This is a genomic window from Pontibacter korlensis, from assembly GCF_000973725.1.
GTDB classification, from domain to species: Bacteria; Bacteroidota; Bacteroidia; order Cytophagales; family Hymenobacteraceae; genus Pontibacter; species Pontibacter korlensis.
The window spans coordinates 4,578,914-4,596,699 of sequence record NZ_CP009621.1 but is presented as its reverse complement, the minus strand read 5'-3'; the positions used below and the strand labels follow the sequence as shown (position 1 = coordinate 4,596,699).

Genomic DNA, 17,786 nt, shown 5'->3' with positions numbered 1-17,786 from the left:
ACTTCCCCTCCAAATAGAAAACCGCTATATTTAACAGCAGGGGGTGCGCCGGCCGGGCGCATTCTTGCACTTTGGAGTACTACGACCCCTGGGGGCTGAATCTTGTGGGTATTGAGAAGCAGGGATCGCCGGATCATAAGTTCCAGTACAACGGCAAGGAGAAGCAACAAGAGCTAGGGCTGAACTGGCACGACTACGGGGCCAGGATGTACGACGCCCAGATCGGCAGGTGGCATGTGGTGGACCCACTGGCCGAAAACTACTTCTCTTTAACTATATACCAATATGCAGGAAATACGCCTGTTAATGCAATAGATACTGACGGTAGGCTATTCATTTTTGTTAATGGGTTTGTTCCTTCTCAATGGATTTCGACTAAAATGCCCACTCATGTACCCAATAGCTATGGTACAAGACCTAATAATCATTCTTTTCATGAGAGTTTAAATACTACTTCAGGAAGAAGTTTCTCATCTACGGATAATGATGGTTATTGGCAAAATTTAGCAGGCGCCTATATGAATGCATATACCGATGACAACGCACAGTATATTGATGGGTCCTTTACTCCGAAATCTACAGCTAATGCTAGATATGAAGCAGGTATAGAAGCTGGAGAGAATTTAATAAAATCTTTAGAAGCAGGGAATATCGAACTAAAAGATGGGGAAACAATCAAAATCGTGGGACATAGCCAAGGTGCAGCATTTGCGGCCGGGATTGCCTCAACATTGGCAAAACATGAAAAATTCGGCGGGCTACTTGAGTTTGTCGATTACGTTTCTCCACACCAGCCGGGTAGATTCAGACATCCTCAAGGTGTAAAAGGGAGACAATTTTCTACAAGAAGCGATAAAGTTTCTTCAAAAGGCTGGTTAGCTTATTTGTTTGGCCGATCAAATTACTCTCAAATAGAAGGAGCCGAATGGGGAGTGGAAAGAGATAACTATAATAGTGCTCTAGGGGGGCATGAGGCAGAAACCTGGCTAAATAATTTCATTGAATACTGGAAAGGTCTTGGGATAAATGTTAATGTGATAGAATAATGAAAAGCTTACAAGTATCTATAATGCTCCTCGTTGTGCTGTTCACGTCATGCACTAAAAAACTTGATTTCAATAAGTTTGAACTGTCGCTTCTTGATGTATATAAGGAAGGTGATACGCTGATATTTCAATCAAGTAAAGGCGATCTCGATACAGTGTACATTGTAGATAAAACTATTAGCCATGCTCAATGGAACCCCCTTGCACATTCCGGGAAGTACACACCGCTAAATGGTAAGATATATTATGCACGAAAAAAACTTCCAAATGGACAAATGAACACAAGGCCGTTTATTCACTTATACAAGAATGAGCCTGATTCAACATCTCTCTATATTTTCTATAATATCTTTTTTAGTAAAAAATTCAGAAATGATAACCCTTCTGAATTAATGAGTGTTATGCAGGATGGCACATACATGTTTAGGAATACTATAAGTAAAAAAGATTCAGATAACCAAGAAGTAATTTATTGGAACTATAAACATGGTATAATAAAGTATATAACCCCTGAAGGTGTAATCTGGACATGTTTGAGTTGCAATTATGAGGAATAACGCTAATCCAAGCATTCTTCCGCTGCTACAGGTTTTTAGCCCTGTTTTCGTTCTAGTATAAAAGCAGATGCCCTTTCCGTCTAGGTTTGGGCTTCTGCTTTTTGACAGAGTATCCTAGACTCGGATCCCCTATTTTAGAGCTGTTTAGGAGTAGAGGATACAACAAATTTCAAATCACTTCTACCACCACTACTATGGGTGTTCATTGTGGGGTAACCCTGGAAGGGTTATCCACTGTGAACACCCTGGCGTACTCCACCGGGCGAGAGGGCTTAATCCTTTTGGATGGAATTAATCAGTAAGACGCTGGTGAATGCGCTGTACCTGTATTGCCTGGAATGCGCCTCCCCTACTAGCTTTGAAACCTGCCTCATTGAGCTTGCGGGCGATCTGTGACCATGGCATGCCTTGCACCCGGTAGGACTGGATCAGGGCAGAGGCGCGTCTGTTGTTAGCGTTCTCCTCTGCCTTCCTAATGCGCATATATTCCCCTTTCTTACGGGCCAGTACAGTCAGGTTCTCTGGGTTGCCCAGCTTGGCCCCTTGCGCCTTCTTGACAGCCAGCGCATCCTTGGTACGCTTACTGATCAGCTCCCGCTCATGCTGGGCCAGTACCGCGAAGATGCCGATGGTGAGCGTGTTGGCCTCAGGGATATCAGCGCACTTGAAGTTTACCCCGCTGTCCCTTAGCGTAAAGATAAAGGCGGCGTTGCGGCTCAGGCGGTCGAGCTTGGCGATGAGCAAGGTGCCTTTGATTCTTTTGGCGTGGTCGATGGCGGCCTGCAGCTGTGCCCGGTTGTTGCGCTTGCCACTCTCCACTTCCACGTACTCCTCGACTATCACATCACCTGGTTTGAGAAAGGAGCGCACCGCGTGCTGCTGGGCTTCCATGCCTAGTCCGCTCTCGCCCTGCTTTTTGGTTGATACCCGGAAATAAGCAATGTACTGTTTCATGGTGTCGGTGTTTGTGAAGCGGCTTCAACCGCTTGCCACAGCTTTTCTACCTTTGAGTAAATGTCGAAGGCCTTGGATGTATTATTAAGCAGTGTACTCCACTGGTACTTACGGACCGTCTTCTTTGCCTTAACGCTATCCTCAATATCGTCAACGCACTCCAGGGATGACTCTCTCTCCTCCTCGCTCAGTTCTGTGCTCTTCTGGAGCTCTTCTCTTACCGCCTTAATCAGGTCTTCGGCTTCTTTGGTCGAGGTGGAGCTTGACTGTTGGATGTGTGAATTGCCATTCCCTAACACAGCATTGTTTGCATGGAAATTACCGTTAAAAACGTACTGCACTGAGGCGTCAGGTTGGCTAGGTTGAGAGAAGGTTTCACCCTCGCAGTAGCTAATCCCTTTGGGCGTGATTCCCCGTACAATACCCGCTCCGTCTGATACCGGGAAGATAGTTGCAAGGTCAAGCCGGGTAAGTTCATTTGCTATGCGCTCGGCCTCCTCTCTACCCTGGTAAATGCCCAGCTCTTGCATGATCGGCTCCAGGTTTCCAACCAGCCCTTCCTGGTCACGACGGTCATAGAGCCAGCGCAGCACTCTATCCAGCTTCTCGGATTGCTTCATGCCGCGCGATAGGTTTTGTTCGTAATAGTCGATGCCGTGAGTAGTGATTTTAATATAAACCCCTTCTCTTACCCACGTCCCTTTAGCAAGAAGCTCATCCTCCAGTCGTGTGGCCAGGCGGCGCATGTCCGAATCAGTTTCGTAGATATCGAGTTCCTTCATGATGGAGGTTAGGGTGTGAGAGTATTTATCGTCCCGTAGCTCAAAGAGCCGCCTCATGATGAGGTCTAGTTTTTCTTTCTGTGTCATTGGGGAAGGGCTATATATAAAGATAAGGATTTGTAAGTGTAAGTACCCCATTTTTCGGACAGTCTAAACGAGACATTTCTCACTCCTTACTACCACCACTATGGAGTGGTAATGTGGTAAACTTCTGGGGTAGGCACTGAGGCAGAGGTGGAGTTTTCCATATTTCCACTTCTGTTCCTGAGTGGCCACTCGCTCGGTGTCGGGTTGCCCAGCGCCTCGTGCGGCCTTCTGGTGTTGTACTCCTCCACCCATTGCTCGGTCAGCTCCCTGACCTCCTCCAGCTCGAGGAACAGGTAAGCATCGAGTACCTCCCTGCGGTAGCTGCCGTTGAAGCGCTCAATATAGCCATTCTGCATCGGCTTGCCGGGCTGGATATACTGCACATGGATCTCCTTCTCCCTGCACCAACCGGTAAAATCAGCGCTGGTGAACTCTGGTCCGTTGTCCACCCGGATGGCTACCGGTTTTCCCCGCCAGTCGATGAGTTGCTCCAGCGTCCGGATCACTCTTTTGGAGGAAATGGAAGTGGCCACCTCTATGGCCAGTGCTTCTCGGTTGCAGTCGTCTATCACGTTCAAGGTCCTGAACCTGTTGCCCGAGGCCAGGCTGTCACTCATAAAGTCCATGCTCCAGCTGCTGTTGAGCTGGCTTTGCTGCACTAAGGGCTGTTTCACCCGTGCCGGCAGCCTTCGCTTGCCCCTTCTCTTCTTATTGAGCCTGAGCAGCCTGTAGACCCTATACACCCGCTTGTGGTTCCACGTCTTGCCAGCCCGCTTCAGGTAGGCCAGCAGCTTGCGGAAGCCATAAGTGGGATGGGCATCGGCCAGCTCCTGCAGGGCGGCTATCACTTCGGTGTCATCTTTTCGGCTCCTGTAGTAAAACTGAGAGCGGGCAAGGCCAGTCAGCTGGCAGGCCCTGGCAACACTCAGGCCATAATCCGAGATGATCTCCTCGGTCAGCTGCCTTTGCTGCCCGTGGCTGACAGCCTTTTTTTGTGATGACCTCCTTAAGGATCTCGTGGCTGATGCTCAGGTCGGCAAACATCTTTTTGAGCCGGGCATTTTCCTCTTCCAGTTCCTTTAGCCGCTTCACTTCCGAGATGTCCATGCCCCCGTACTGGCTCTTCCACCGGTAAAAGGTGGCTCGGCTGACATTGAGCTCCCGGCAGATGTCCTCGGCCTTCCGTCCACCCTCATGCTCCTTGAGTGCCTTAATGATCTGGCTCTCGGTGAATTGTGTCTTCTTCATCTTTGCAGTTTAAATGTATAACCTTTTTGTCTACTTTTAAACTGTCTCGATTTTAGGGGTACTTACAAAAGCACCAACAGAAAGAACAACTAGTTTTCTGTTGGTGCCTATCAAAAGACAAATTATACCTCAACAACTATCGGTTTGTGCTTAGCATACTGAAGGAAATCATTGGTTATATATTCGGCCTTAATCTTCATATAACCTTCTGTTGTGCCATCGCTGCAGCCATAATACTCCGCTGATACGACGTCTTTATCGAGCAGTACCTGTACAGCATTGCTTGTGTCCAACATAACGCTGAAGATGGTAGCCGCTCCCACTTTTGTCCCAAGCATCTTTTCGAGTAAGTCCACAGGGGCAAACGACAGACGCGGAATATTCAAGGCGGCACTTAGCTCCTTTGCCCTGAAGGGTTTATCTGCGGTAGTGACAAAAACATAAAAATCTGTTTGCTGCCGATTGCAAAGGAAAAGGGTCTTCACCATTTGCATATCCAGCTTTTCATTGATGAGAACACAGTCCTCCATCGAAATCGCCTCGTCAGTGTCAACGCGTTCAAAGGGTACACCGATTTTTTGCAGGGTGGCATAGACCATTTGCTGCAGCTCCGTTTTAAACTCAGCCGGAGCAGTGTTTTTCACCTCGCTTATATAGAACATACTTGTTTTGCTTTTCTGGTTTTCAATGATTTGTAGTAGTTCATCGCTGCGATCGCTGCCAGCATGATCAGGATGCCTGCCAGCTGCACAGGGCTTGTGTGCTCCTTAAGGACGATGCTTGCGCACAAGACGGCAACGGGAAGCTCAACGGTCATCAGTATGGAGCTGATGCCAGCACCTATCTTTGGTATACCGGCTGCGAAAAGCGCTGTCGGAATGGTAGTGCCCACTACAGCGAGAAACACCGCTATGAGCAGGAACTCATACCCGAAATGGTTATCAGTGATAATGGTTTCCGCATTTACGGTAAAAATGGCCAAAGCGGAACCCGCCATAATCAGCGTGCTCTTAGGCAGCCAGTCCACATTTTTGCCAACCCTGCTGTTTGCTACGATATAAACGGCGTAGGTGAAAGATGAACCAAGAGCCAACATGACTCCTGTCCAGGAGAACGATGATATTTCTGCATCGAAAAGGTTTCCTGCCATCACAGTACCTACAAGGATGAAGAAAACAGTTAGGAGTTCCAGTACGCTTGGCCTCTTGCGAAAAACTGCCCACTCCAGCAGAATGCTGAACCAGGTGAATTGCATTAGCAGCACGATAGCCAGGGAGGCGGAAATGTAGCTGACAGATTGGTAATACAGGAAGTTAGTAAGCCCTATCGCACCGCCTGTCACCAAGAGCGGCATAAGTTCATTGCGTGAGAGCCCTAAGCTTTCTTTTCCTCGGGACAACAATAGACACATCCCAAGAAAGATTGCTGCCAGAAGAGCCTGGGAGAAGGATAGCTCGGCAGCATTGTATCCCCGCAAATGGAACAATTTGACGACCGAAGACATCGTTCCGTACATAGCTCCCCCTATGAGAACCATTACTGTATATTTAAGATTTTTCACTTCAGGATTGTTAATTGAAATATAAGATTTAACCAAATACCGATGTATGAGGCTAAATAACCCTGAATGATTACATTAAGATGCACGAAGACATGTCCTCACTGAAGAGTGAGAATGCAGTAATGATAAAATCCGGTTATTCAGCCTTTAGGCTACCGGGGGGGGGAGTATTTGAAGAGAATAATTTGTACATATAACTTAATTATAGCGACAGTAAAGGTAAGAGAAATTCTATAATTTTCTCTTTTTGAGACATAGGGATTATAACGTTTATCCAGCTACCGTTGGTCAGATAAGCTAACTGGAGAAACCAAATACTATCTATCCGGAGCAATAGAAAGCAACCTACTAAGTGTTGCTGCTCCTGCTATAGTACCAAAAGCGGTACCCCTTCCAGGAAGCTGGAAAGGCGGCTTCTCCTATAACTGCTTTTGTGTAGATTAGAGATGGGTTTAAGGCGGAGTGCAGTTTTAAGGCAGCAGCCGTCGTCTGCCGCTAAGACAGGACGCTGGGACAGCGGTACAAACCAGCTGTGCCAGTCGTATTTTCCCCGATACAGGTTTTGTAGATCAGCTAAAATATTACCCTTGGTTGCCCACGGTTGCTTTGGGTTGCTCCCGGCTGCTGGCCTATTCCAAACCATAGACACCTGTAGAGCAAACAAGGACCAAACCGCCGCCACCGCTTTTCCTTGTATCAAGAAACGGCCGTTTTAGCGATACTTACAAGCAGTATGCAAAATTTATGTGTAGTAAGTCCCGAATTGCCGTCTCACAAATCAAACCAGTATTTTGATTTATGAGATGAGTTGGTGATACAGTATAGCAGCTTTACTTCTAACACGTATCTCCAGGCACTCGAAGGAGGTATGAGGTCAAGAGAGTGGGAGCACGTAGCGCTAGAAGATAAAAGGTGAATTTAAGACGTGTTGGCTCCCGTAAAGGGTCTAATCAGCCTACTTATGGGGAGCGTACAACAAAGATGCACAGCTTTAGTGTCCGAAGTGCATAAAAAAAGGCCTTCAGTGTTAACTGAAGGCCTTTCGTGTAGCCCGTAGGGGAATCGAACCCCTGTTACCAGAATGAAAATCTGGCGTCCTAACCCCTAGACGAACGGGCCGTTCGTTTATTGTGATGCAAATATAGCGGGTGTTTTTGATACTGCAATACCCTAGCGTTAAAAAAATGCATGTTACAGCGAAAGAGGCTGGTAAACAGTGAAATAATTTTTACTTCTCAAAGGATATCACGCTATACAACTCTGGCTCCAGAAACGGACCGCCCGGATAGTCGGCTGTGTAATCAAAATTTATCCAAAGATCTTCACCTGTTTCGTGGAAGTGTATTTTACCTCCTGCAACTTCGTCCGGGAAAAGCGTGCGTACAGCATAACTGATTTTCTCCAGGTCATCCACATGTCCTACCTTTACCTCAGTATACATATGTGTAGGTGAGATTACAACGCGCGCCTCTCCACCAATAGACATAATGGATGAAGCCATAAGTATAGCATAGTCATCACAGTCGCCTGCTAAAAGTTGCATGCTTTCAGTAGGAGGGGAGTAGTAGTCCATTCCCAAAGGATCATTCACATATCTCCAGTTCAGGCGGATGTGCTTGAACAGTGAGAAATAGCGGGTCATCTTACCAAACTTACGATAATACTCATCATGAAAGTAGCGGGTAGAGTTCTCCACTGCAAAGGCTCGTACTTTAGGATGAGTTGGCTGCATCGCACTTTTAACTCGCTGGTTCTGAAAATATGTGCCACGAACTGGTTTAAAGTAAGAAACCTTGTGTGGGTTGCTTGTCATGTTTACCAGCATGGAGTTGTAATCGTCGTAGATGCCTTCAAAGGTCTGTGCTTTGAAAGTGCTGTTAAAGGCGAACATCCCCAGAATAGCGATGAACATGAGCACTATTAGCTTTCGGCTATACTTTGTAACCAGTACCGAAACGGCTGCGGCTACCATTAGGCATAGCAGAAAGTGCAACTCATAGTCCATGGAGTTGTAGGGCTCTATGTAGAAGCTCAACAAAACGGCCATCGGGAAGACAATAATAATCTGGATGAACCGCACTGCAAAGTTCAGTAGATTGTGGTGTATGAAGTGCGTCATATGGGTCCTGTTAGAGGTTTGGCGGCTTCGGATAGGAGTCGAAGGTAATTTCTATTGACTCTATACTGAACTAACGCAAAATCCAGGCCTTTTTGCTCCTTAGCAACTGGATTTTTTTACTTTTTTTCGCCGTTCCTGTCCGAAGCTACAGTCGCTTTACTTTATTGTTTAATCTTTTAATTTAAAAAATGACTGATTACCAGTGATTTGCTTTGTAAGCTTACTGGTATTGAATATAAAGAGGTGTAGGCTTAAGTCCTAAAATTTCCTCCGGCGTCATTAGGCGTGGGCTTTTGCGAAGGTCATTTTTGTAAAACAGCTTAAAGCCAGTAAACTGAACAGGTTCTTTCTGGATGTAGCGTCGGAAGGTATCCTTTTTAAGTGCCGGAGATCCCCAGCCATCCATATGCATAATTACCTGCGTTTCGGGTCTCAATTTGATGTTCTCGTAATTGGTGATCATGCGCTGTGTAAAGCGATGCACAATGAGCAGCTTAGGCGGAATATTATGTGTTTTCACCAAGTCTGCCAGATAACCTGTGGCATAGTTGATATCTTCCGCATCAAAGGTGCCAATGCTGCGACCCGGTATTCCGCCTTCTTTCATCGAAAACTCAGCGTCTATACCTAAATGCACGTTAGGCATCTTCAGGTACTTTTCTAACGGAGGAATCTCTTGCTGTAAGGTGCTTTGCCCAACTTGTATATCCAGAAAAACGATGGCATCCCGTTGTTTGGCAAGCTCTAGTACATCATCAATCATTTTGTGCGTCATCCGCAGTCTATACTTGCCACCTGCACTCGGGTGTCCCTGGGCTGTTACCACAATGGCATGTAAGGCGGGCTGAACAGGAGTTAGTGAGTCGGCTTTAGCCCATTTCGCTACTTCCTCGTCTAACTTAGCTAGCATCTGCTCTGGAGGTAGTTCGCCTAGTATACCCATGCGTTTGGAGAGCAGGTTGCCATAGTAGGCTATGATACGCTTTCCCGGAAGTATAGCCCCAGGCAGCGGCGCAGGACCAGGATAACTTTCGGGCTTTGCTGTCTCTTCAACTGATGCTCTCTCTACTGCTGCTTTTTCTGGTGCTACAGGCCTAACAACTGCTGCAGTTGTGGTTGTGTCTGTGTTAACTGGGGCAGAAGCCGGTTCAGGCGCTGCGGAAACTTCAGGTTCAGTTACAAGGGCTGTGGCATTAACATCCTGCTCTTGTGGGGCACAAGAGGTTAAAGCCAGGGCGCAAATAATGGCGGCACCAGAAGTATAACGAAGTAAAGGGTGTGAAGAAGTTTTACTCTTGTAAATCTTTATTAAGGTTTTGCGTGATAAGGGGTACTCACGCACCAAGCGGCACAAAATCATCAACTCGTCTCTAAAATGTATAAGGTTGGTTTAATTTATACATTTTTGGTAAGTATTGCTGATTCCGTGACCTGTTTTTTGTAAAAAATCATTTGTGGGTGTAGTGCCGCTTCAGCCACTGACTTAGTCCAGACAGACCAGGGAACAAGACACGCTCTGTTATATTGGCCTGGTCAAGCTTATCACGCACTTCCCATTTCAGTTCCTTTGGTATAATCACGCGGAAGTATAGCTCGGGGTGTTGCTGCAGCCATTTGCTTAATTCTGCCTTTACATCAGACATCATTGAAAAGAGGGCATACTGGTGCACAATGCGCGCGTCAACAGAAGGTGGTTCTAGAAACAGTACATACTCTTCATCCTGAAAACTCTTCAAGGCCTTGAACGATGGTGCTACAGGTTCCAGCATTTCAGGAGTGAATACATTAGAGCCTTCTTCCTGCAGGGCAGTTCTAAGAGGCGGTGGCAGGCATTCGCTTGACTTAACATAATTAACGCACCAGATACAACCATCTTCATCATAGTGGCGCAGGTTAGCTGTGGCAAAGTGTAGCGCAACATAAGGGGAGTAGGTCCAGTCAAGCAGACGCGTAGGCAAACCGTGGTGTTGAGCTACTGCCAGCCAGTTCCATATTGAGTCACCTGGAGTAGCGTTGTTGTGCGCGTACTTTCTGAAGTTGCGCAACAGGTGTGGCTCTAACTCATCATACTTGCTGCCAATGCGCATGATACTTGTCCTCAGGTCAAAAGACTTGCTCCAGGTGCCGCGATAAATAAAGGATGAACGGAAGCGCTGGATTGTTTCATCCCAGCTATGGTCAAAGAGGGCAGCCTGAAGTTCTGCCCAGGAGCTAACTACTATATCTTGTCCTTTTTCCACGCAGTGTCACTTTAGTTTGGAAGTCGATTAAGTGTGCAGTAAGCATATACTGCAGCAAACTGCAATAGTTTTACTGAAGATTTCTTGCACCACATTTTCTTGATAGGTCACTTAGGATGTACATCTGGAGCAAGTATAGGTATAAAACCTACAAGCCCTATATAGTAATATTAGTACAGTATTGAATTTGTTTGATGATTAATGGTATAACTACATGAATCTCGTAGCGTAAAAGTTTGCTATGTATAACTAAAATATGAAACAAGCTTATGTTTTATCATGACAGCAAACTTCAGTACAAAGTAAGGGTAGAGAAACCAAACCCAGCTTTTGCTAATATGCTTCAGCAAGCTATTGGTGGTATAGAAGGCGAAATCAGAGTCTGCTTACAGTATCTCTTTCAGGCCTGGGGCTCCAGAGGGCCGCAGAAATACCGTGATATGCTGATGGAGACAGGCACCGAGGAAATTGCTCATATCGAAATGCTGGCTACGGCTGTTGCACTTAACCTGGAGGGAGCACCTGTATCTTTACAGGAAGAAATGGCTAAAGACAAGGTTATTGGCGCTGTAATGGGAGGCATGAACCCACGACATGTCTTATCTTCCGGTTTAGCAGCTATGGCAGTAGACAGCAATGGTGTGCCATTTAATGGCTCATGGGTAGTAGGCAGTGGTAACCTTGCTGCTGATATGTATGCTAACGTAATGGCTGAGTCCACAGGTAGGCTCTTGGCTACCCGGCTTTGGGAAGCTACTGATGATCCAGGAATGAAGGATATGCTTGCCTTCCTGATAGCCCGCGATACCATGCACCAGAACCAGTGGTTGGCTGTACTGGAGGAATTGGGTGGCCTGAACGGAGTTCATCCTATACCAAACTCATTCCCTCAAGCAGAAGAGAACCAGGAGTTCAACTACGCTTTTGTCTCAACCAAGATCAATGATGAGGATGGTGCTGCTGAGCGAATGAAAAGTAGCCGTTGGGGTACCGGACAGTCTATGGATGGCAAAGGTGAGTTTAAAGTAGTGCCTGCCATGCCTAAAGGTCAAAAACCAGAGCTTGCTCCACCAGACCCACGTGGCCATGCCCAGAAAGAGCAAATGACAGGTGGTGCCAGTGGCTTGGTAGATAAAGTAAAAGAGAAGTTAACCTAATAATAAGATTGCTTAACGTTGTTGAAAAGGGAGCTCATTTTGTGAGCTCCCTCATTTTGATCAAAAAAGCCCAAGCTGTTTGCCTTTGCGCTGGCAAAAGTGGCCGTAGTTGTAGGGTTTCATACTTCGGCCTGCCATGTGTTTCTGTTTACTAATTCTAAACATCTTATAGATCATCTCTGCAAATTTGCCTTCACCATGCATGCGTGTACCAAACCTGCTGTCGTTCAATTGTCCTCCATGGCAGTCGGCAATCTGGCTTAAGACTTTTTCCGCCTTCTCTGGCAATGCCTGCCGTATCCAATCTTCAAAAATAGGCCCGATATTGCCGTTTAAGCGCACCAAAGTATAAGCCGCATTACTGGCTCCGGCCTCTGCGGCAGCTTGTATCAGTTTCGGGATTTCTGAATCGTTCAGGCCGGGTATAATAGGAGCCGTCATTACATTAACAGGTATACCTTCTGCACTTAGCTGCCTCACAACGTCAAGCCGTTTAGCAGCAGAGGCAGTGCGTGGCTCAAGATTCTGTCGTAGCTTCTCATCCAATGTGGTGATGCTGATGTTAACATGCACCAGGTCATACTTATTCAGCTCCTTTAGCAGGTCTAGGTCTCGGAGTATGAGCGCATTCTTAGTGATGATGCTAACAGGGTGGCGATACTGTAGCAATACCTCCAGCACCTGTCGAGTCAATTTCTTTTTAGCTTCTATAGGTTGGTAGCAGTCGGTGTTGCCGGCAAGCATGATAGGCATTACTTTCCAGTTCGGGCTTTCTAACTGCTTGGCTAAAGTTTGGGCTGCATTTTCTTTGATGATGATCTTGCGCTCAAAGTCAAGCCCAGCTCCATAGCCCCAGTATTGGTGGGTGTTGCGGGCGTAACAGTAAACGCATCCGTGTTCGCAGCCTTGGTAAGGGTTTAGCGAGTAGCCCTGACCCAAGTCAGGGCTATCCACCTTATTAACAATCTTTTTAGGGTGCTCTCTTAGAAATTCTGTATTGGAGTTACTAAGCATCTGCTCGTCCAGTCCCTCTACATGCTCTGCCACATACTCTTGCTTCAGGTACGGGTTATTGGGATTATACTGTGCACCTCGGCCTTTGAGGTAATCACCTGCCTTTATCATAACAATGTATTCTTTATGCTAATATAATTAGTTTAGCTAAATAATTTAGTTTTATTAGCAGCAGTAAGTAAACTTTTTGCTGGGGTAAAGGTGGAGTGGAAAAGAGGGAGATTGACTTTCACCATTTTAGGAGTCAGAAAATAAGCCTGTGGGCAGCTGTGAAAGCAGAGGGCTGGGAGTTTAGCATTAAATTATTAACTTTCCGCTGTACGGTTCTTTTCAGGTGTCCGGAGGGTCAGTTGCTACAGTTTCTTCCTGGGTACGTATTATGTCAAGCGTCTCTTTTCAGCGGCAGATAGTGATTTGCACTTACTCTGGTGCTTAAACAGCAACTTTACCCTATTAACCCAATGCAGAATTACCCTAATTTCAAGGTTGATCTTACAAATTGCGATGCGGAGCCAATCCACATCATAGGGCGCATTCAACCCCACGGATTTTTGCTGATCCTTAATGAGCAGACCCTTGAAGTTGAGCAGGTGAGTGAGAACATCGGAAACTTTCTGCAAGCTGACCCAGCACAGCTTGCAGGAAAAACGTTGCAGGCACTGGTGGAACAGGAGGAGTATGAAAAGTTAATAAGCCAGTTGAGGAGTGAAGGGCAAGCAAATCCGCAACTGCTACAGCTGCAGGGGGAACAGTTCTTTGGATTTGTTCATCAATCTCAGGGAAGTCTTGTATTGGAGTGTGAGCCTTATGAACAACCTTCAGGAGATGAGGAGCTGCTGGCCTTGACAAGTGCCTATACCAACTTCCAGGCTGAACTGGACCGCAGGAGTACCTTAATTGAGCAGGCCGAACTAACAGTGGGCTTTGTGCAGCAGGCAATCGGCTACGACCAGGTAATGCTCTATCGATTTGATGAGGATTGGCATGGGGAAGTAATAGCTGAAAATGTAAAGCCTGGTTTGCAATCTTATCTGTACCATCATTTTCCGGCCTCTGATATTCCTGTGCAAGCACGGGCGCTTTTGGTGAAGAAGCCTGTGCGCCAGATTGCTAATGTGTCGGCAGTTGCTGTTGATATTGTGCCGTACCTTAACCCAACCACAAGTTCACCCTCTAACATTATCCGTTCAGAGTTGCGTAACCCTTCCGAGATTCACCTGGAGTACCTGCAGCACATGGGTGTACAAGCTACGCTTTCGCTTTCGGTACTAGTGAATGGCAAACTGTGGGGAATCATTGCCTGCCAGAATAAAACTCCTGTTCTCGTAAACTTCTGGAAGCGTCAGCTCTGCTACAATGTTGCGCAGGCCTTTGCCAACGTAGTGTTGGCCCAGCAAGAATACCGCGATCAACGTAAATTTGAGAATTATAAAGTAATTGAAGAGCAGCTGCTGGAGCGAATTGTAAATAGCAATAGTGTAAACGAAGGGCTTGAAAAGAACAGGAATAGCTTGCTGGAACTTTCAGAGGCTACAGGTGCGGCCCTGTTCCTGAACGGGAACATGTATACTACAGGCGATACTCCTAGCGAAACGGCTTTAAGAGAACTTGTAGACTGGCTTACAAATAATGTTACTGAACGTGTACTCTTTACTCGTGAACTGTCAACCATATACTATGCTGCAGCGGACATCCGCCAACAGTCGGCTGGTCTTCTAGCACTTGAGATATCGAAGTTCAATAAAGAGTATCTTTTGTTTTTTAAGCCGGAGATACTGGAGAAGCGTATCTGGGCAGGTGATCCTGAGAAGCCAGTGCAGGAAGATACCAAGCGCGTTCACCCCCGGAAGTCATTTGCAAAGTGGGAAGAAATCATCAAAGGCAAATCACAGCCCTGGTCGCTAAACGAGATAGAAATTGCGCAGCTGTTGGTTAAAGACTTGATTGCGGTGGTGCTCCGAAACCAAAAAGCAAAACTGGAGGCGCTAAATACTGATCTTTCGGAAACGACCAGCAAGCTCTTGACAAAGAACAAACGCCTGGAGGACTTCACGCATATCATTTCTCATAACCTGCGGTCTCCGCTAAGCAACATGCTTGGCCTTTATGATTTGTATGAATCCAATCCTGATCCGGATACCACTAAGGAGGTAATGGAACTGATGCGGAACATGATTCAGAACATGTCGGCCACCATCGATGATTTGAACCTGATTCTAAAAAGTGAGCTAGAGCAGCAACTAGACCACCAGGAGGTGAGCATTTCGGAGGTAGTGGAGAAAGAGCTGCAGAACCTGCAATCGCAGATACTGGAATCAAACGCACAGGTTAAAACTGACCTGAAGGTACAAACCGTAAAGGGGCCTAAAATATACCTTGAGAGCGTGCTGCACAACTTGTTATCCAATGCTTTGAAATATCGCTCGTCTGAAAGGCAGCCAGTAGTAGAGGTATCATCCTGGCAGGAGCAGGAGCAGGTGTGTCTTGCTGTTTCTGACAATGGCCTGGGCATCGATATGGAGAAGTTCGGAGGTAAAATGTTCGATCCTTACGCCACATTTCATGGTAACAAGGATGCAAAAGGCTTGGGCCTGTACCTGTCGAAGGTGCAGGTGGAGGCATTGGGAGGGAGCCTCAGTGTGGTGAGCGAACCAGGTGTTGGAACAACGTTCACTGTTTGCCTTTAGTCTAATCTCCTGCAAAAAGATTTATACTTTACTTTTTATGTTTATAGCAGTTAGTACATTTACGATCGCCAATGATATGGCGCCCGAAGTAAGAGAAGCCTTTATTAATCGTCCTCACTTTGTAGACAGTGCTCAGGGATTCGTAAAACTGCAGGTGCTGATTCCTCAAGATAACCCTGACCAAATTTACCTGATGACTTATTGGGAAGACGAGGACAGCTATAAAACATGGTACAAGAACCACATGAAAGAGTCTCATGCTGGCATACCGAAGGGATTAAAGCTAGTGCCGAACAGCACTAAGATTCGCTTTTTTGATTTAGTAAGCGATTGACATTCCCACCGCTAAAGCAGGTTGGATTCTTGGGCTACCTGGCTACTGCGACCGTATATCTCCCAAGCTGAAACGGTCTGCCCGACCGCCTTATTTCTTATATTACTAGCTGCGTTCACATCCCGGTGCAGGGCATGTTTGCTGCAGCAAAGGTAACAGCCGGCAAGTGCAGGCGGTAGAACATAGGGTAAGACCGAACCCAACAAAAGTGAAAGGATGTCGCACCACATCCTGGGCGTCTTTGCCCACATCGACGCCCAGGTTCTGACAGAGTAAATTCTTCATAGCTGAAAGGGGCTTAAGTGGAAAAAAAACATTCATCTTCCGGGCCTACACTCACTCATGCCTGCGGATGGGGCAGCCGCTAGGTACTGTCCAGGCTTTTAAGATGAAGAGAAAGGGAAGGGCTTTCTCCTTCCCTTTCTGTTAGCTTACGTTTAAGAGCCTGATAAAACTGCACATCCGCTTATACTGCCAAAGATATGAGTGCCAGGGCTTTCTTTGGCATTTTCTCGTAAGTTGCATAATCGATCTCTATACCTGAACTAGTACATGCGGGAGCTCGTAGTTTACATTTGAGTATGAATTTCCTTGTTCTTGTACCTTATGTTGTAGATAATAAAAGGTCCAGTAAATGCGCCAAAGCCGCATGTACTGGACCTTTTCAATGTTACTAGTCTTGTCGCGTGCCCGCAGACCTTACTTTTCCAGTTCAGGAATTTGGGAGCCGTATAATGATAGCGGTTAAAAGAAAAACACGAAACACTTCTTAGCTGTATCAAGTATAAAATGCTGCTTGCAAATATGCTGCATGCATACTATTTTTGATGCAGGTGGTATGAGGTTAACTGGCAGTCGGCTAGTCGTCTTCGTAATCCAGTCCCATCAATTTATTATAAGCCTGCTGCAGTTCTGAGAAAGCGTGTAAGTTGCCTTCCTGCCGACTGATTTGCATTCCTTTTTTGTAAGTGCGCTCGGCAACATCGTTTTGTCCTAGCTCTTCGTATAGCTTGGCAGCATGATAGTAAGTGCCCACGTAATTCTCGTGTTCAGTTAGCAGTTTTTCATAATATTCCAGTGCTTTCTGTGGGTTTTCTTTGCGATATTCAGTTGCAATGGCATATAAAGTGAATGCATCATTCGGGTCATCTTCCAGAAACTTGAAGAGCTGCTCTATTCTATTTTGGTTCATTTCGAATTGCCTATATTTTAATTAACTTCGCACAAATCTATATTTAAAAAGCTAACATTTCTAACCATGAAAATATTAGTTTGCATCAGTAACGTACCGGATACCACATCCAAAATAAACTTTACGGCTGATAACAAAGAGTTTGACAAAAACGGCGTACAGTTCGTGATCAACCCCTGGGATGAGTACGCACTTACAAGAGCCATTGAGCTAAAAGAAGCAAAAGGTGGCACAGTAACCGTTTTAAACGTAGGCGAGGCAGACGCTGAGCCAAATATTAGAAAGGCACTTGCCATTGGCGCAGACGAAGCTATTCGGGTAAACGCACAACCTAAAGATGCTTTCTTTGTAGCACAGCAAATTGCTGCCATAGCCAAAGAAAACAAATACGACCTGATCCTGATGGGTAAAGAGTCCATCGACTACAATGGTTCACAGGTGCACAACATGGTTGGAGAGCTTTTGGGTATTCCAACTGTGGTGCCAGCTTTTAAGCTTGATATGGTTGATGATACCACTGCCCGCCTGGAGCGCGAGATTGAGGGTGGCAAGGAAGTAGTGGAGGTAAAGCTGCCATTTGTAGCCAGCGCACAGCAGCCTATGTCTGAGCCTCGTATCCCGAACATGCGTGGTATCATGACTGCCCGCACCAAGCCTCTTAAAGTAGTGGAGCCAGTGGGAGCAGAGGCTAAGGCTGAGTACGTAAACTACAGCAAGCCTGAGAAGAAGAGCGGCGTGAAGATGATCGCTCCAGAAAACGCCGGAGAACTAATCACATTATTGAGAAACGAAGCTAAAGTACTATAAC

17 protein-coding genes and 1 tRNA gene are annotated in these 17,786 nt (G+C 46.3%); 6 read left to right on the top strand and 12 right to left on the bottom strand.

From position 1 onward, the window contains the following. Positions 1–71: 71 nt before the first annotated feature. Together PKOR_RS23705 and PKOR_RS19795 are read left to right on the top strand one after the other, a co-directional pair. A complete protein-coding gene (locus tag PKOR_RS23705) occupies positions 72–1,046 on the top strand; it encodes an RHS repeat-associated core domain-containing protein (protein WP_052738970.1) in 975 nt (324 codons plus the stop codon). Then, positions 1,046–1,603, top strand: a complete 558-nt coding sequence (locus PKOR_RS19795) for a hypothetical protein (protein ID WP_046312975.1) — start codon at positions 1,046–1,048, stop codon at positions 1,601–1,603. The genes PKOR_RS23705 and PKOR_RS19795 overlap by 1 nt, the downstream gene beginning before the upstream one ends. Positions 1,604–1,894: 291 nt before the next feature. On the opposite strand, the gene PKOR_RS19790 is transcribed toward PKOR_RS19795, so the two are convergent. From PKOR_RS19790 to PKOR_RS19740, 9 genes are all read right to left on the bottom strand, one after another. Continuing rightward, positions 1,895–2,557: a recombinase family protein gene (locus PKOR_RS19790; protein ID WP_046312973.1), complete on the bottom strand. Its 663-nt coding sequence runs from the start codon at positions 2,555–2,557 to the stop codon at positions 1,895–1,897. After that, positions 2,554–3,426, bottom strand: a complete 873-nt coding sequence (locus PKOR_RS19785; protein WP_046312971.1) for a hypothetical protein — start codon at positions 3,424–3,426, stop codon at positions 2,554–2,556. The genes PKOR_RS19790 and PKOR_RS19785 overlap by 4 nt, the downstream gene beginning before the upstream one ends. A gap of 98 nt (positions 3,427–3,524) precedes the next feature. Further along, a protein-coding gene (locus PKOR_RS19780; RefSeq protein WP_148561753.1) for an IS3 family transposase occupies positions 3,525–4,674 on the bottom strand; the annotation gives its coding sequence in 2 pieces (ribosomal slippage) (positions 3,525–4,400 and positions 4,402–4,674; 1,149 coding nt in all). Positions 4,675–4,796: 122 nt separating this feature from the next. Then, positions 4,797–5,336, bottom strand: a complete 540-nt coding sequence (locus PKOR_RS19770; RefSeq protein ID WP_046312967.1) for a prolyl-tRNA synthetase associated domain-containing protein — start codon at positions 5,334–5,336, stop codon at positions 4,797–4,799. Next, on the bottom strand, positions 5,324–6,211 hold the full coding sequence (locus PKOR_RS19765) for an EamA family transporter (protein ID WP_262501874.1): 888 nt from the start codon (positions 6,209–6,211) through the stop codon (positions 5,324–5,326). Before PKOR_RS19765 ends, PKOR_RS19770 begins: the two co-directional genes overlap by 13 nt. A gap of 1,071 nt (positions 6,212–7,282) precedes the next feature. Then, a tRNA-Glu gene (locus PKOR_RS19755) sits at positions 7,283–7,354 on the bottom strand. A gap of 109 nt (positions 7,355–7,463) precedes the next feature. Beyond that, on the bottom strand, positions 7,464–8,354 hold the full coding sequence (locus tag PKOR_RS19750; RefSeq protein WP_046312965.1) for a transglutaminase-like domain-containing protein: 891 nt from the start codon (positions 8,352–8,354) through the stop codon (positions 7,464–7,466). Positions 8,355–8,574: 220 nt separating this feature from the next. Beyond that, positions 8,575–9,714, bottom strand: coding sequence for a hypothetical protein (locus tag PKOR_RS19745; RefSeq protein ID WP_235336847.1), 1,140 nt, complete (start codon positions 9,712–9,714; stop codon positions 8,575–8,577). An 88-nt stretch (positions 9,715–9,802) separates the two neighbouring features. Next, a complete protein-coding gene (locus tag PKOR_RS19740; protein ID WP_046312964.1) occupies positions 9,803–10,594 on the bottom strand; it encodes an FRG domain-containing protein in 792 nt (263 codons plus the stop codon). A gap of 269 nt (positions 10,595–10,863) precedes the next feature. Between PKOR_RS19740 and PKOR_RS19735 the strand changes: the two genes are divergently transcribed. Continuing rightward, positions 10,864–11,751, top strand: coding sequence for a manganese catalase (locus PKOR_RS19735; RefSeq protein ID WP_046312963.1), 888 nt, complete (start codon positions 10,864–10,866; stop codon positions 11,749–11,751). A 60-nt stretch (positions 11,752–11,811) separates the two neighbouring features. On the opposite strand, the gene PKOR_RS19730 is transcribed toward PKOR_RS19735, so the two are convergent. After that, positions 11,812–12,876, bottom strand: a complete 1,065-nt coding sequence (locus PKOR_RS19730) for a PA0069 family radical SAM protein (RefSeq protein WP_046312962.1) — start codon at positions 12,874–12,876, stop codon at positions 11,812–11,814. Between the two features lie 350 nt (positions 12,877–13,226). Here PKOR_RS19730 and PKOR_RS19725 point away from each other — a divergent pair, with 350 nt between their 5' ends. Both PKOR_RS19725 and PKOR_RS19720 read left to right on the top strand, forming a co-directional pair. Continuing rightward, the gene (locus PKOR_RS19725; protein ID WP_046312961.1) at positions 13,227–15,452 is read left to right on the top strand and encodes an ATP-binding protein; all 2,226 of its coding nucleotides are present in this window, start codon (positions 13,227–13,229) and stop codon (positions 15,450–15,452) included. Between the two features lie 37 nt (positions 15,453–15,489). Continuing rightward, the gene (locus tag PKOR_RS19720; RefSeq protein ID WP_046312960.1) at positions 15,490–15,786 is read left to right on the top strand and encodes an antibiotic biosynthesis monooxygenase family protein; all 297 of its coding nucleotides are present in this window, start codon (positions 15,490–15,492) and stop codon (positions 15,784–15,786) included. Between the two features lie 105 nt (positions 15,787–15,891). On the opposite strand, the gene PKOR_RS24860 is transcribed toward PKOR_RS19720, so the two are convergent. Then, positions 15,892–16,071 carry a hypothetical protein gene (locus tag PKOR_RS24860; RefSeq protein ID WP_148561752.1) on the bottom strand — a complete coding sequence of 60 codons (180 nt, stop codon included), beginning with the start codon at positions 16,069–16,071 and terminating at the stop codon, positions 15,892–15,894. Between the two features lie 574 nt (positions 16,072–16,645). Then, complete coding sequence (locus tag PKOR_RS19715) at positions 16,646–16,978, bottom strand: tetratricopeptide repeat protein (RefSeq protein ID WP_046312959.1); 333 nt, start codon at positions 16,976–16,978, stop codon at positions 16,646–16,648. A gap of 66 nt (positions 16,979–17,044) precedes the next feature. On the opposite strand from PKOR_RS19715, the gene PKOR_RS19710 reads away from it, so the two are divergent. Continuing rightward, complete coding sequence (locus PKOR_RS19710) at positions 17,045–17,785, top strand: electron transfer flavoprotein subunit beta/FixA family protein (RefSeq protein ID WP_046312958.1); 741 nt, start codon at positions 17,045–17,047, stop codon at positions 17,783–17,785. Position 17,786 lies beyond the last annotated feature (1 nt).